Genomic DNA, 14303 nt, shown 5'->3' with positions numbered 1-14303 from the left:
TCTTATCCAAGATCGATCACGACAATTTCCGGCGGCACGCCGAAGCGGACCGGTGCAATCGAGCAGCCGAGGCCACCGGAAACGATGATATTACGCCCCTCCTCGATCATATGGCCATAGGCGTAGCGATTGCCGTATCGCGAGGGCACGATCGGTGAACGGCCGAGGAGACGGATCTGTCCGCCATGGGTGTGGCCCGATAGCGTCAGCGAGACGCGCTCGGGCACACGCGGAAAGATATCGGGTTCATGGGCAAGCAGGATGACCGGCGCATCGTCCGTCACCTGAGCCATCGTTCCCTCCAGATCGTCGAGGCCGAGCATCTGCGTGCGGCCCCACTTCCGGCCCGGCAGCAGCGCCAGCTGATCTTCGAGGCCTGCGAGCCAAAACCCGCGGCCATCCTTTTCGAGCCGTACGGCGCGGTTGCCATAGACCGGGATGCCCACGTCGGCGAGGGCTCGGTGTCCGAATGTTTCCATCCCGCCGTTCTTCTGGGCGGTCCTGTCCTCCCACCAATCGTGGTTGCCCATGATCGCATGGACGCCGAGAGGGGCCTGCAAGGTGGCGAGCGCCTTCGACCATTGGCTCGAATGCACGTACTGCGTCACCATGTTCATACCCGCAGCGTAATCGCCAAGCAGGACGGTAACGTCGCCTTCGAGTTCATTCGCCTTGTGGCAGATCGCGGCAATGCGGCTTGCCGACATCCAGGGTTCACAGGCATGGAGATCGGCGAGCGCGACGACGCGCAGCTTGAGCCCTGGCGTCCATCCCGGCGGCGTCAGCTGGTAGTGGGTGATGGCGAGACGCGCGAGCGGTTCATAAGCGAAGGCATAACCACCGAGCGACACGACGCCTGCGACACTGCCGCCGAGAACCTTGAAAAATCCGCGGCGGGTGATCACTCAATTGTCCTCCTGGAACAGCCGGAACTGCGCAGCCTCCATATCCTTAGGTGGTTGCATTCCCAGATGTTTCCACGCGATTGCGGTCAGAACACGGCCGCGTGGCGTGCGCTGAATGAAACCCTGCTGGATCATGTAGGGCTCGATGATGTCCTCGATCGCGTCGCGCGGCTCGGAAAGGCCGGCGGCAATGGTTTCGATGCCGACCGGGCCGCCGCCGAAATTGACAGCGATCATGTTGAGGTAACGTTTGTCGAGCTGGTCGAAGCCGACATTGTCGACCAGCAGGCGGGTCAGCGCCTCGTCGGCGATCTCGCGGGTGACGGCCTCTGCCCTTGCCACCTCGGCAAAGTCGCGCACACGCCGCAACAGCCGGCCGGCGATGCGCGGGGTGCCACGGGCGCGTCTTGCGATCTCGCGGGCGCCCTCCTCGGTGATCGGCAGGTTCATCAGCCGCGCGCCTCGGCGCACGATCAGTTCCAGCTCCTCGACGGTGTAGAAGCTCAGGCGCACCGGAATGCCAAAGCGGTCGCGCAGCGGCGTCGTCAACAGGCCAAGGCGGGTGGTGGCCGCCACCAGCGTGAATTTCGACAGGTCGATCTTCACCGAGCGAGCCGCAGGGCCTTCCCCGATGATGAGGTCGAGCTGGAAATCCTCCATGGCCGGATAGAGGATTTCCTCGACGGCGGGGTTGAGGCGATGGATCTCGTCGATGAAGAGCACGTCGCGCTCCTCGAGATTGGTGAGCAGGGCAGCGAGGTCGCCGGCCTTGGCGATCACCGGGCCCGACGTCGAGCGGAAGTTGACGCCGAGCTCTTTGGCCATGATCTGCGCCAGCGTCGTCTTGCCGAGGCCTGGCGGACCGACGAAGAGCACATGGTCCAGCGCTTCGCCTCGGTTTTTCGCCGCCTCGATGAAGACCTTGAGATTGGCGCGCGCTTCCGCCTGGCCGGTGAACTCGTCCAGCGATTGCGGGCGCAACGTGATATCAAGGTCTTCGCCCCGCTTTTCCGGCGATATCAGGCGGGCGGATTCGCTCATGTCAAAAGTTCCATTCCAGGTATGGTTTTTGCGGCTTGGGCATCGAATGTCCTGGTTGTCACGCAGCCCGCATCACGATTACGAAGGGCGATGAAGACATCTGCAAATTCTGCATTTGTCCGCACCATGATTGCGAGCGTCTCCTCGACTACTCTTTCATCTTCAAGGATCAGGTCGGCCGAGTCCAACAAGTCCGAAATCGCCTCCATGATCTGTTCTCTCTTCAGCTTGATCCGTTGTCTCAAGAACCAGGCGCATTCCATCAGCGTGATGCAACTGATATAGCCGGGTGCCGTATCGGACAGGCTCGCGAAGAGCGTTGTGACCTTCTCCGTCTGGACGACATCGTCCTTCAGGAGGAAGCGCAGCATAATATTGGTGTCGAGGCCAATCATCTTGCACTAGTCGCGTGATCGGCGATGGCTTCCCCAATCGCCTCGTCCATTTCCGTCAAAGTGATCGTCGGTCGGTTCGGATCGTGAAACTTGCCTGCAAGGTCGATGGCGCGTTTGTTCTTGGCTTTCATGATGATTTCGCCATCGCGATTGATGTAGCGGATCCTGTCGCCGGACTTCAGATTCAGCAATTCACGAACTTCAGCCGGAATTGTTGTCTGGCCCTTCGATGTCATCGTACCGTAGTAGATATTCATGCGGATCTCCTTACCATTCAAGTTTAGTAAGGAATTGCGATATATTCAAGGAAATCACCGCGCCAGCTCTTTCAATCCCAGCCTGATCAGTTTGGCGCTGTCGGCGCCATCGCCCGCCGCCTTCATTGCCGCGGCAACCGCATTCGCGGCCTGGTCGCGGGAATAGCCGAGGTTGGTCAGTGCGGACACCGCATCGGCGACGGGTGCTGCCGCGACGCCTTCACCGAGTTCCTGCTTGAGAGCGATATTGATCGCTTCGCCGGCAAAGGCCGGCGCCCGGTTCTTGAGCTCGGTGACAAGACGCATCGCCACTTTCGGACCGACGCCCGGCGCACGCGAGACGGCGGCGCGGTCCTGCAGGGCGATCGCATTGGCGAGTTCGCCTGGCGTCAACGTCGAGAGCACGGCGAGCGCCACCTTGGCGCCGACGCCCTGGACGCTCTGGAGCAGGTTGAACCATTCCCGCTCCAGCGCGGTCATGAAGCCGAAGAGCCTCAGCTGGTCCTCACGCACATAGGTTTCGATAAACAGCACGCAGGCCTCGCCGGCCGAGCCGAGCTTGGACAGGGTGCGGGCCGAGCAATGGGCGACGTAGCAGACGCCGTGCACATCGACGAGCACATAGTCTTCGCCGATCTCGTCTATGGTGCCTTTCAGCTTGCCGATCATGGGTCGGGTCTCTCAGCAGATGGGAACAAGTCAAGTATAGATTAACCGGCCAGTGCCTGGCGCATCCGGTTGCTGCCGCGATTGTGCGCATGGCAGATGGCGATCGCCAAGGCGTCGGCGGCGTCGTCGCCCTTGAATTCGACTTTCGGCATCAGGATCTTCAACATCATATGGATCTGGTGCTTTTCGCCATGGCCGACACCGATGACGGCCTTCTTGACGGCGTTCGGGGCATATTCGGAGACCGGCAGCCCGGCACGTGCCGGCACCAGCATGGCGATGCCACGGGCCTGGCCAAGCTTCAGGGTTGCCACCGCATCCTTGTTGACGAAGGTCTGTTCGACGGCGGCTTCATCCGGCTTATAGCTGTGGACCATCTCCGCCAGGCCGTCGTGCAGCTGGCAGAGACGGGAGGCAAGGTCCATGTCTCCATCAGAGGTCACGGTTCCAGATGCCACAAACCGCAGGGAATTGCCTGATGTGTCGATCACTCCCCAGCCGGTGCGACGAAGCCCGGGATCGATGCCGACGATGCGAATCGTATTTTGCATGGTTCAACCTATAGCGATTGCGAAATAAGTGCCATCGATATGTGAACAAAACAAAAACGTTCCTGAATTTCGGCCCTGCCATTTACCGCGAATTAAAACAGATGCCTGAATTCTAGTCATCGAATACGAGAGGGGCTTCTTTTGGCAAAGAGTTAAGCCTCCGATGTTCTGTTTACAGGTCAGTAGATCAGGCATGCGCTGCGTGCCCGCGCTGGCAGGCGCGTTCAGAAGGGGTTCGTTGTACATGGCTCAGAGATTTCAGTCCCTGTCCTTCAAGGTCATCGTCACGTTCATTCTGATGACCGTGCTGTCCATCGCGGTCATCGATGTGCTTGCCTATTTCGCCAGCAGCCGCATTTCCGACGAGCAGGCGCTGAAGGCCAAGGAAAGTGTGCTGATTTTTCGCGGCGACATGCTGCAGGACCAGCTGACGCAGCTTGAAAACCAAGCAAATTCCATCGCGCGCATCGAGGCGCTGCAGATGTCGATCACCAATCTGAAGAGCGGCTGGAAGACCATCGAGAAGACCGCGGGCGATGCCCGCGCCGAACTGAAGAAGGTTTTCATAGCAGGCAACCCCAACCCCGCCGACCAGCGCGAGAAGCTCATCAAGCCGGAAGGGCCGAGCGGCTTTTATTATTCGAGCCACGAGAAGACGCAGGGCGAAGTCGCCCGCGACCTCGAGGATACCGCCTTCAGCGATCTGCTGATTGTCGATCTCGAGGGCACCGTTCTCTATTCCTATAAGAAGGAAGACGACTTCGCCGAGAACCTGAAGTCGGATGCCTGGAAGGGGACCGGCGCCGGCATCGCATTCGCCAAGGCGATCGAGAATACCGCCAAGGCGACCGATGATGCAGCGCCGACAGGCTTTTCCGGCCTTCGTGTCGATGCCGGCAGCGGCAAGCCGGCGATCTTTTATGCCGTGCCGATCGTCAAGCTTGGAGCGGCCAAGGGCGTCATTCTCTTCAAGGTGCGCGACGAGATCGTCACCGGCATCCTCGCCAAGGGCATCGTCCAGGGCAGCACGGCGCGGGCGGCGATCGTCTCCGGCGATGGCTCCGCCGTCGGCCTCGACGCGAGCGGCAAGCTTGCGACGCTCGATACGACGCCCTTCACCTTCATCAAGAGCGCGCTTGCCAGTTCGGCGATGACGGTTGCCGATTTCAGCCGGGCGGACGGCGCGGCCCGCGCCTATGTCCGCGGTATCGACTATCGTGGCGACCGTTTCCTCGTGGTAGAGAGCGTGCTTCTGAGCGAGCTCAATGCCGGCTCGATCGAGATCGCCACCCTGCTGACGATGATTGGCGTCGGCGTGCTTGTCGTCATGGCGATCGCGACCGGGCTCGTCACCAATTTCCTGTTTTCGCCGCTTGCGCGGCTTGCCGGCGTCACCCGCGATGTCGCCGACGGCAAGCTCGACAGCGAGATCGGCAGCCTGAACCGCAAGGACGAGATCGGCACGATGGCCAACGCGCTCGACCGCTTCCGCCACTCGCTGATCGAAAGCCGCGAGCTCGAAGCTGCCAGCGAAGAGACCCGCCTGCAGGCCGAGCACGACCGCCAGCAGAATCTGGCCGAGCGTGAGGCCGAGGCCAAGACGCTGCAGCAGGTGGTCGAGGCGATTGACGAGGGCCTGCATCATCTGGCGAACGGCGATCTCGCCTACCAGATCGATACGCGCTTCCCGAACGAGCTCGAAAGCCTGCGGGTCAATTTCAACGAGGCGCTGGCGACGCTCAGCGAAACCATGACGGCAATCGGCGGCAACTCCATGGCGGTGCGCGCCGGCTCCGAGGAGATGCGCACCGGCGCCGACGAGCTTGCCGGGCGCACCGAGCGCCAGGCCGGCTCGATCACCGAGACGGCAAATGCGATCAGCGCCATCACCCAGTCGGTCCGCCGGCAGATCGAGCGAGCCGAACAGGCCGAGCGCATCGCCCGCGACGCCAAGAAGGAGACGACGGGTTCCGGCCAGATCATGCGCGAGACGATCGCGGCGATGGAGGCAATCCAGGCCTCCTCGCGCCAGATCAACACGATCATCTCGGTCATTGACGACATCGCCTTCCAGACCAACCTCCTGGCCCTCAATGCCGGTGTCGAGGCAGCGCGCGCCGGTGAATCCGGCAAGGGCTTCGCCGTCGTCGCCATGGAAGTACGCGAGCTGGCCCAGCGCTCATCGAGTGCGGCCAAGGAGATCTCCAGCCTGCTGCAGAAATCGACGCATGAGGTCGAAAGTGGCGTTACGCTTGTGGAAAAAGCGGGCGTTGCGCTGACGGGCATCGGCGCCCATGTCGAGGCGATCAATGGGCAGATCAACGAGATCATGGGTGCGACCCGCGAGGAGGCCAATACGCTGCGTGAGATCAATAGCGCCGTCGCAGAACTCGACACGATGACGCAACAGAACGCCTCGATGGTCGAGGAGACGACGGCGGCGATCCACCGGCTGGCGACGGAAGCCCTGGAAATGGACCGCCAGCTCGACAATTTCACGCTACCGCATAGCCATCACAAGCAGAGCGCCGAGGTGCATGTGCTGCGCCGTCAGCGGTAAGCCACACCTTTCCACATTGCATAAGGGTCGCGCTCGCGCGGCCTTTTTTGTTGCGTCCATGGTTTGGAATGGCGCCGGCGCGAACCTACATAGACGGCATCGTCCAACTGCCCGGCAGGTTTCCCATGGTCCCCTTCTCCATACTCGACCTTTCCCCCGTTGCCGAAGGCAGCACCGTGCACCAGTCCCTCAAGGCCTCGGCGCGAATGGCTGTGAAGGCCGAGGAGTTCGGTTACAAGCGCTTCTGGCTTGCTGAACATCACGGCATGCCGGGGATCGCCAGCGCTGCCACATCAGTCGTCATCGGCCATGTCGGGGCCGCGACAAAGCGCATCCGCATCGGCTCCGGCGGCATCATGCTGCCCAATCACTCGCCGCTCGTCATCGCCGAGCAGTTCGGTACGCTGGAGGCACTCTTCCCCGGCCGTATCGATCTCGGCCTCGGGCGCGCGCCGGGAACCGACATGCGCACGGCACAGGCGCTGCGGCGCAACCTCGAGGCCGGTGCAAACAGCTTCCCGAACGACGTGGTGGAGCTGCAGCAACTCCTCGATACGCCGGTCGAGAACCAGGCGATCCTCGCAGTTCCCGGCAATGGTTCACATATCCCGATCTGGCTGCTCGGCTCCAGTCTCTACAGCGCCCAGCTCGCCGCCATGCTCGGGCTTCCCTATGCCTTCGCCTCGCATTTCGCGCCCGACATGCTGCTCGATGCGATCGCGATCTACCGTGACCGCTTCCAGCCCTCGGCGACGCTCGACAAGCCGCATGTGATGGTCGGCGTCATGGGGGCGGTGGCGGCGACGGACGAGGAGGCGCGGTACCATTTCACCTCCGCCCAGCAGCAATTCGTCAATCTGCGCCGCAATGTCCGCGGCCCGTTCCCACGTCCGGTGGCCGATATGGGGGATTTCTGGTCGCCGATGGAGAAGATGAATGTCGAACACACGCTCCGTTATGCCGTTGTAGGCTCGCCGAAGACGGCGGAGGCGAAACTGGCGGAGTTTCTACAGGAAACACAGGCCGACGAGGTGATCATCTCGATGCCGATCCACGACATTGAGGCGCGGCTGACATCGGTGGAACTATTCGCAGGGCTGGGGAGCTTTATGCGAGCCGCCGCTTAGAACAGGATGATTTTAGACCGGGTCGGCCTAAAATCTGAATCCTGTTCTACATTATATATCAGAGCATGATGTCGTCCGAAAACCGCCCACACTTTTCGGCATCATGCTCTAGGATCTACGCAAGGAGCACTCTGACGGCGCCACCTTTCCGGTAAGAAAAAACCCGGCGTTGCAGCCGGGTTTTTATTTTTGACATCTGCCTGAGGAGATCAGGCCGAGAGCTTCGCCAGCACTTCTTCCGAGACTTCGAAGTTGGAATAGACGTTCTGCACGTCGTCATCGTCTTCCAGGCTGTCGATGAGCTTCATCAGTGACTGGGCTTTTTCCTCGTCCACCGGCACGTTGTTCTGGGCGCGCCAGACGGCCTTGACGGTTTCGGCTTCGCCGAGGCTCGATTCCAGCGCTTTCGCCACTTCGCCGAGGGCTTCGAAGCCGCAGGTGATGTAGTGGCCGTCTTCGTCGGTCTCGACGTCGTCGGCGCCAGCTTCGATTGCGGCTTCTATCACCTTGTCGGCATCGCCGACGGAAAGCTTGTAGGTGATTTCGCCGACATGGTCGAAGGAGAAGGAAACGGAACCGGTTTCGCCGAGAGCGCCGCCGGCCTTGGTGAAGCTCGAGCGGACGTTGGAGGCGGTGCGGTTGCGGTTGTCGGTCAGAGCCTCGACGATGATCGCCGTGCCACCGGGGCCGTAGCCCTCATAGCGGACTTCGTCATAATTTTCGCCGTCGGCGCCGGCTGCCTTCTTGATGGCGCGGTCGATATTGTCCTTCGGCATGGACTGGGCCTTGGCGTTCTGGATCGCCAGGCGAAGGCGGGCGTTCATCGTCGGGTCGGGCAGGCCGGCCTTGGCGGCAACGGTGATTTCGCGCGCAAGCTTGGAGAACATTTTCGACCGCACGGCATCCTGACGGCCTTTGCGGTGCATGATGTTTTTAAACTGTGAATGGCCAGCCATGGCACCCCTGTTCACGTCTCATTGTTCGGAATGGGCCGCCTTATAAGAGCGAAACGGCACCCGTTCAAGGAAAAAGCAGTTCGGAACAAAGGCGAGGGGATGACGTTTCAATCGAACTCCATCCAACGGAAAGGAACGGTCATGGCAAGTCTCAGCGAGGCGCAGGAACATCCAGCACGTCAGCTCTGGGATCAGGTCAACGATGTCCATGCCGGCATGCTCGGAATTTCCGGACTGGATATGCACATGCAGCCGATGGCGCCGCATGCCGATCCCACCACCAACACCATCTGGTTCTACACCAAGACCGATGCCGATATCGTGCGCGCCATCAAGCCCGGCAGCCGCGCGCATTTCTGTGTCGTCGGTAAGGATCACGACTATCACGCCTGCCTCGCCGGTGTGATTGAGGTGCATCCTGACCCTTCCAAGATCGAGGAATACTGGAGCTCGATCGTCGCAGCCTGGTATGACGGCGGCAAAAAGGACCCCAAGCTCACCATGCTGTCCCTCCATGTCGACGATGCGGAGATCTGGGTTTCCACAGGCAACAAGCTGAAATTCGGCTGGGAGATCGCCAAGGCCAATCTCGACGATGACAAGATGCCGGATGTCGGAATCAAGCGTCACCTGCAGTTCGCTTGACGCGCAGTGCCACTGCATAATTCCTTAAATCGGAATCGATTTAAGGATAAAATTATGCAGCAATTCAAAGTGCTACAGCGTCCTTTGCGCGTCTGAAAAGACGCGCGGCGCTGTAGAAGGAAAACCGCCGAGCCTTTTACTGCACGCCCTTCAGCACATAGATCAGCGGCTTTTTCGGCAGAGTGCGCATGGAGACGGTGATACTGGCATCGGGCGCATTGGCGACGTCGAAATCCTTGCCGAACATCGAGACGAAGGCCTCGACTGGCGGGCCGCGTCGGTGCATCGGCAGGATCAACGACGAGCGTAGCCGCTTGATGACGCGGCTCATGCTGTCGGCGCCCATCGTCAGCCCACCGTCAACGGGGACCATGACGACGTCGAGGCGGCCGATCTCGGTATAATGGGCATCCGTCAGCTCGTAGTGCAGGTGGCCGAGATGGCCGATGCACAGGCCGGCGATCTCGAAGATAAATATGGAGTTGCCGTTCTCATGCGCGCCGCCGAGGCCGTAGCTGAAGCGGATATCCGTCGTAACGTTGCGGATATAGGCATCGCCGACGACGAGATTGATGTTGGCCTTTTCGCCCGGAATGTCGCTCCACCCATGCAGCACGTGCTTGATGCCGGGATCGGGGGTCAGGGTATAGTGGGTCGTGTGCGCTTTGTTCATGGTCACGACATCGGGCATCGTCGCCGGCCTGTACCAGCCATTATAGTCTGTCGCGATGACGATGCCGCCCGGGGTCTCGATCTCGAAGGTGGAATGGCCGAGGAAGGTCAGTTTGACGTCCTCGCCCTCGGAGACGGCAGGCATCAGCGGGGCGCCGGAAAAGCTTGCTAAGGTCGCCTTGGGGATGGTTTGCGCGATCGCCTGGCACTGGCTGACCGGCGGCCGCTGCTCTTGTGCCGCGGCAAGATCGGGCGCGGCGAAGGCCGCAAGGGATGCGATAGCGAGGATAAGATATTGCGGCTTCATGCCACTCCTCCGGCGCTCTATCACCTTCAACCGGCGCATAACCCGGAAAATCGATTCCGATTTAGGGTTATACCCGAGTGGCGGGGAGGATGCGGCATGAGGCCGCAGGGGTCCAGACGGCGGGTTCTCACAATTGCGTGTTGGACGGCCGCCCGTCGCCTATTACCGCCAGAACTCCGGCACCGTCTCAGCCAGCCGCGGCCCGAGTCGGAGCGGCGCGATCTTTTCTGCAAGTCCTGTCGTATCCGAGATCTCCACGCCGACGCCGCAGATCGTCGCCGGTCCGTTCGCGGCTTCCATGCGGCCCTTCGGCATCTTGGAGATGAAGCGGTTGAGCGGCTCCTCCTTGTCCATGCCGAGAGAGGAGTCGTAGTCGCCGCACATGCCGGCATCCGACATATAGGCGGTGCCGCCGTTCAGGATCTGTGCGTCGGCCGTCGGTACATGCGTGTGGGTGCCGACGACGAAGCTGGCGCGGCCGTCGACGAAATGGCCGAAACACTGCTTCTCGCTGGTCGCCTCGGCATGGAAATCGAAGATGATCGCATCGGCCTGCTCCTTCAGCGGGCAGGCGTCGAGGATGACCTCCGCCGATTTGAAGGGGTCGTCGAGTTCGGGATGCATGAAGACCCGGCCCATGACGTTGGCGACGAGCACGCGCGCGCCGTTTCTGGCATAGAAAAGGCCGGAGCCACGGCCGGGCGTGCCTTGGGGATAGTTGGCGGGACGCAGGAACTGATCGTGCCGACCGGCAAAAGCGACGGCTTCCTTCTGGTCCCAGACGTGGTTGCCTGTCGTCACCACATCGGCGCCGGCATTGATCGTTTCCAGAAAGATGTCCTCAGTGATGCCGAAGCCGCCGGCGGCATTCTCGCCGTTGACGATGACGAAATCGAGCTTGAGGTCGGAAACAAGGCCGGGAAGACGGTCCCAGACCGCCGTGCGTCCCGTCTTGCCGACCATGTCACCCAGAAAAAGCAGCCGCATTCCCTATCCAATCCAAGAGGCAAAAAAGCGAAGGCCGCTTTCTGTCAGGATGGCATCCAGGCTTATGTCGTGCGGCTCAGCGGGCACATGTGCCACTTCCTGGCAGTCGAATGCAATGCCGATCAGCTTCGGATGCAGGCCTTTTTGCCTTAGCCGGCAGATGGCGCGGTCGTAGTGGCCGGCGCCGTAGCCGATGCGGTGGCCGCTGATATCGAAGGCTGAAAGCGGCACCAGCATGATCTCGGGATCAAGAATGGCGGCATCTGCGCCGGGGCCGACCGTGCCGAAACCGGTGTCGACGAGGGGCGCACCTTCCGCCAGCTCGCGAAAGACGATGGTCTGCCGGTCAAGGATCGCCGGCACGCAGAGCCGCGCACCGCGCACGGCAAAGCGCGCCATCAGCGGCCGGAGATCGGCTTCCGAACGGATCGGTAGGAAACCGGAGACGATCGTACCCAGCGCAAAACCGACGGCCTCGCCGGCATGTTCGGCCATTGCGAGGCTTTTGGAGGCGCGTTTCTCGGCGGGGATGGCGTCGCGTGCGGACAGCCGTTCGTTGCGCAGCTGCGCTTTCAATTCTTTCGCTGTCATTCGATCTGCCGGTTCTGAGAGATTTACCCGAGCATAGACGGCTGGATGTCCGATGAAAATGCCGGATGCGACGGTATCACGCGCGTTTCACGCCTCGTCCGCCTGGCGGCTGCGGATCGTCAGACGACGATGCTTGTCGGTATTGTCGTGGCGCCGATGGAGAAGCCTGCCATATCAAGAACGGCATTGGCTCCGGCCTGCCGGTCTTGCTGCCGCAACTCGCGCATCGCCTTTTCGAGCACTTGCTTGAGTTCGCGCACCACCGCCTTGAACTCTTCCATCGTTTCGCGATCATCGGCCGAAATGCCCGAAAATTTCGGGGCATCCTCAGCGACGCTCGCATAGGCGTTGCGGGCGTTGGTGGCGGCGTCCGGTTCCTGCGAGCCGGTCTCGCCGGCCGCAGTTTCTCCTGCGGTATCCGTCAGCGCCGCATCGGCCCCGCTGGTTGCGACGGCCGCAGCACCCGTGGCTGCATCCATCGAAACCGCTGTTGCCGGGCTGCCGGTTGCGACAGCCGATGCGAATTCGGAGGCGGCGGTGCCGACCTTGCGCGCTAGTTCGGCGGCCAGCCGGGCGACCACCTCAGGAGCCATGTTGGAGCTGCGCAGCATCTCCAACTGCTGCTTTGCCTCTTCGAGCTTGCGTTGCGCCTTCGCCTTGGCCTCGTCTCCCGAGTTCGCCAAGGTTTGGCGCATCTGCTGCAGCGCCTGGGTGGCGCGCTGCAGCTTCAGCACGCCTTGATCGGTCTCGCTGCCGGCGGCTGAAATGGCTGCCGTCGAAGACGTGCCGCGCAAGATGATGGAGGCAGACGTGGTTGCGACCTGCATGGACAATCCCCCGATTTTTAATTCGGGCCCCCGATTGCAAATCCGGGCATTCTGCAACGTCAGACTTGCGTGGACCTGTGTCTTGCGGATTTCGGCAGCGCAGCGGCCAACTGCTGCATCGTCTCCTCGAATAGAGGCGCTCCGCCCGGTGCCCAGCCGAGCGTGCGGATTTTCGCAGTGCTCATGGGATTGAGCGCAGCGTCATCGGCAGGGGCCGGCAGCGCGTGCCGACAGCCCGTCTCGCGGCGGATGGGCGAAAGGATGTCGCGCGTGTCGACTGACATGTCTGAGACGTTGAAGACCTCGCCGGAGATGCGGGTGCTTTCCGTCTCCAGCATCAGCCTTACCGCCCGACCGAGGTCGCGGCCGTGAACTTCCGTTCCCCGACGGGCAACAACCGGCCGGCCGGCGAGGTAATCGGCGATGAGGCCGTCCCATTTGTTCGGTGAGAGATCGCCATAGACGCCGGTTGCCCTCAAGCTTACGCCGGCAAAACCCGGCGTGGAGAGGTGGTCAAGCGCGCGTTCGGCATCGAGCTTGACCTGGCCGTAAAGTGTTTCAGGCTTGGCCAGCATCGTCTCCGTCAGTTCGGTTCCCTCGGGATGATCGCCATAGGCGGCGCGGCTGGACAGGAAGACGCAGCGGCGCGTGCCGGCGCGTTTGGCGGCTTCGAAAAGCCGGACGGTGCCGTCGAGGTTCAACCTGTGGAAGGTCTTCGGATCGTCGCCCTCGCCGCCACGATACTTGCCCGGAACATGGCTGAAGGCGGCGTGGACGAAGAAGTAGGCGTCGTCGAAGACGTCGATCTGATCCTTGTCGGGATCGAGCGAAAGCGCTGCGAACTCGACCGAGCGAGAGAAGAGGCGCGGCAGCGGCGCGCGGCGCCCGCCGACGATCACCTGATATCCGGCGGCCAGCAGTTCCTCGACGACATACCGGCCGACGAGACCCGTTCCACCCGATACCAGTACCTTCATGCTGCCCCTTCCGGATTGTCCAGCGCCGTGATCTCAGGCACATCGCCGCCATCGTGGAAACGGTGCCACAGATCGATCAAGGGTTGTAGTCGCGCTGCCTTGGGATGATCCTTTTCCCACGGTTTTTCATACTGGTAGTGCAGGATCGAAATGCTCTTCCAGTCCCAAAGCTCCGGCATGGTGAACCATACATATTGCAGCATGTTGAAATAAACCGGCAGGCCGTGCCAATCCGGGAAGAACGTCTCGAGAAAGGTCTGATCGGTGCGCCGCCAGAAGGCGTCCCGCCTGTCGAGCTTTTCGAGCATGTGCCGGAATGTGTCATGCGAGGGCGTCGCGACGAAGACACCGGAATTCATGCGGCGGAAGTCGGCGAGGCTTTCGTAGACATTGGGGGCGGCTGACAATTCCGGATAGAGGAATAGCCTGTCGACGTTCTTCAACACGAGGGCGTCGGCGTCGATGAAGACGCAGCGTTGGTATTCGACGAGCTGCCAGAGCCTGAGCTTGCAGAAATTGTCGAGCGGCGAATGGAAATCCGGTTTGCGACCCTTGGTGAAAGGAGCTGTCGAATGGAGCTGGCCACGCGCATGGCGTTCGTTGAAGGCGGCAGACAGCGGCAGGTGCTCGACCGCGATCAGCCGGCAGTCGAGTGCTTTCAGGGGCAAAAGGGCGGCCGCATCGACGCCGCCGGTGTGGAGAATGACGATGTCAGCCCCGGTGCCGGTTCGGCGCAAGGAGCGGGCAAGCGCGGTTGCGCCCATGGCGTAGTCGGCATTGGTGACGAGTGTGACATAGGCGAAACGGGCGGGTATGCCGCTGGCGCTCGTCATATT

The 14303-nt window shown here is 61.5% G+C and carries 16 protein-coding genes; 3 read left to right on the top strand and 13 right to left on the bottom strand.

What is annotated here, in order from left to right:
* Nucleotides 1–2: 2 nt before the first annotated feature.
* The 6 genes from U5G49_RS18015 to ruvC are packed head-to-tail and all read right to left on the bottom strand — an operon-like array spanning nt 3 to nt 3818.
* Complete coding sequence (locus U5G49_RS18015) at nt 3–905, bottom strand: metallophosphoesterase (protein ID WP_018445924.1); 903 nt, start codon at nt 903–905, stop codon at nt 3–5.
* The gene (gene ruvB, locus U5G49_RS18010; protein WP_017968121.1) at nt 906–1946 is read right to left on the bottom strand and encodes a Holliday junction branch migration DNA helicase RuvB; all 1041 of its coding nucleotides are present in this window, start codon (nt 1944–1946) and stop codon (nt 906–908) included.
* Nucleotides 1943–2341, bottom strand: a complete 399-nt coding sequence (locus U5G49_RS18005) for a PIN domain-containing protein (protein ID WP_017968120.1) — start codon at nt 2339–2341, stop codon at nt 1943–1945. Before U5G49_RS18005 ends, ruvB begins: the two co-directional genes overlap by 4 nt.
* Entirely contained in the window at nt 2338–2598 is a 261-nt protein-coding gene (locus tag U5G49_RS18000; protein WP_018445922.1) for an AbrB/MazE/SpoVT family DNA-binding domain-containing protein, read from the bottom strand. Before U5G49_RS18000 ends, U5G49_RS18005 begins: the two co-directional genes overlap by 4 nt.
* Before the next feature lie 54 nt (nt 2599–2652).
* The gene (gene ruvA / locus U5G49_RS17995; protein WP_018243450.1) at nt 2653–3267 is read right to left on the bottom strand and encodes a Holliday junction branch migration protein RuvA; all 615 of its coding nucleotides are present in this window, start codon (nt 3265–3267) and stop codon (nt 2653–2655) included.
* 41 nt (nt 3268–3308) lie between these two features.
* Complete coding sequence (ruvC, locus tag U5G49_RS17990) at nt 3309–3818, bottom strand: crossover junction endodeoxyribonuclease RuvC (protein ID WP_018243449.1); 510 nt, start codon at nt 3816–3818, stop codon at nt 3309–3311.
* Between the two features lie 244 nt (nt 3819–4062).
* On the opposite strand from ruvC, the gene U5G49_RS17985 reads away from it, so the two are divergent.
* Complete coding sequence (locus U5G49_RS17985; RefSeq protein ID WP_193444259.1) at nt 4063–6378, top strand: methyl-accepting chemotaxis protein; 2316 nt, start codon at nt 4063–4065, stop codon at nt 6376–6378.
* A 125-nt stretch (nt 6379–6503) separates the two neighbouring features.
* Entirely contained in the window at nt 6504–7505 is a 1002-nt protein-coding gene (locus U5G49_RS17980) for an LLM class flavin-dependent oxidoreductase (RefSeq protein ID WP_168298776.1), read from the top strand.
* 209 nt (nt 7506–7714) lie between these two features.
* On the opposite strand, the gene U5G49_RS17975 is transcribed toward U5G49_RS17980, so the two are convergent.
* Nucleotides 7715–8461 carry a YebC/PmpR family DNA-binding transcriptional regulator gene (locus U5G49_RS17975; protein ID WP_193444258.1) on the bottom strand — a complete coding sequence of 249 codons (747 nt, stop codon included), beginning with the start codon at nt 8459–8461 and terminating at the stop codon, nt 7715–7717.
* A 141-nt stretch (nt 8462–8602) separates the two neighbouring features.
* Between U5G49_RS17975 and U5G49_RS17970 the strand changes: the two genes are divergently transcribed.
* Nucleotides 8603–9106, top strand: a complete 504-nt coding sequence (locus U5G49_RS17970) for a pyridoxamine 5'-phosphate oxidase family protein (protein WP_018445919.1) — start codon at nt 8603–8605, stop codon at nt 9104–9106.
* 136 nt (nt 9107–9242) lie between these two features.
* Here U5G49_RS17970 and U5G49_RS17965 read toward each other — a convergent pair whose 3' ends face one another.
* The 6 genes from U5G49_RS17965 to U5G49_RS17940 all read right to left on the bottom strand — a co-directional run bounded on the left by U5G49_RS17965 (nt 9243) and on the right by U5G49_RS17940 (nt 14300).
* The gene (locus U5G49_RS17965; protein ID WP_168298778.1) at nt 9243–10085 is read right to left on the bottom strand and encodes an MBL fold metallo-hydrolase; all 843 of its coding nucleotides are present in this window, start codon (nt 10083–10085) and stop codon (nt 9243–9245) included.
* A 162-nt stretch (nt 10086–10247) separates the two neighbouring features.
* Complete coding sequence (locus U5G49_RS17960; protein ID WP_011653409.1) at nt 10248–11072, bottom strand: TIGR00282 family metallophosphoesterase; 825 nt, start codon at nt 11070–11072, stop codon at nt 10248–10250.
* Nucleotides 11073–11075: 3 nt separating this feature from the next.
* Nucleotides 11076–11663, bottom strand: coding sequence for a 5-formyltetrahydrofolate cyclo-ligase (locus tag U5G49_RS17955; protein ID WP_028733490.1), 588 nt, complete (start codon nt 11661–11663; stop codon nt 11076–11078).
* Nucleotides 11664–11782: 119 nt separating this feature from the next.
* Complete coding sequence (locus tag U5G49_RS17950) at nt 11783–12490, bottom strand: AAA family ATPase (protein WP_193444257.1); 708 nt, start codon at nt 12488–12490, stop codon at nt 11783–11785.
* A 59-nt stretch (nt 12491–12549) separates the two neighbouring features.
* Nucleotides 12550–13467, bottom strand: coding sequence for an NAD-dependent epimerase/dehydratase family protein (locus U5G49_RS17945; protein ID WP_193444256.1), 918 nt, complete (start codon nt 13465–13467; stop codon nt 12550–12552).
* On the bottom strand, nt 13464–14300 hold the full coding sequence (locus U5G49_RS17940; protein WP_193444255.1) for a glycosyltransferase: 837 nt from the start codon (nt 14298–14300) through the stop codon (nt 13464–13466). The genes U5G49_RS17945 and U5G49_RS17940 overlap by 4 nt, the downstream gene beginning before the upstream one ends.
* Nucleotides 14301–14303: the final 3 nt, after the last annotated feature.

Origin of the sequence: Rhizobium indigoferae (assembly GCF_034554815.1) — a bacterium.
GTDB lineage: Bacteria > Pseudomonadota > Alphaproteobacteria > Rhizobiales > Rhizobiaceae > Rhizobium > Rhizobium leguminosarum.
Note: the sequence above shows the minus strand (reverse complement) of the source record. Positions and strands in the feature narration are given on the sequence as shown.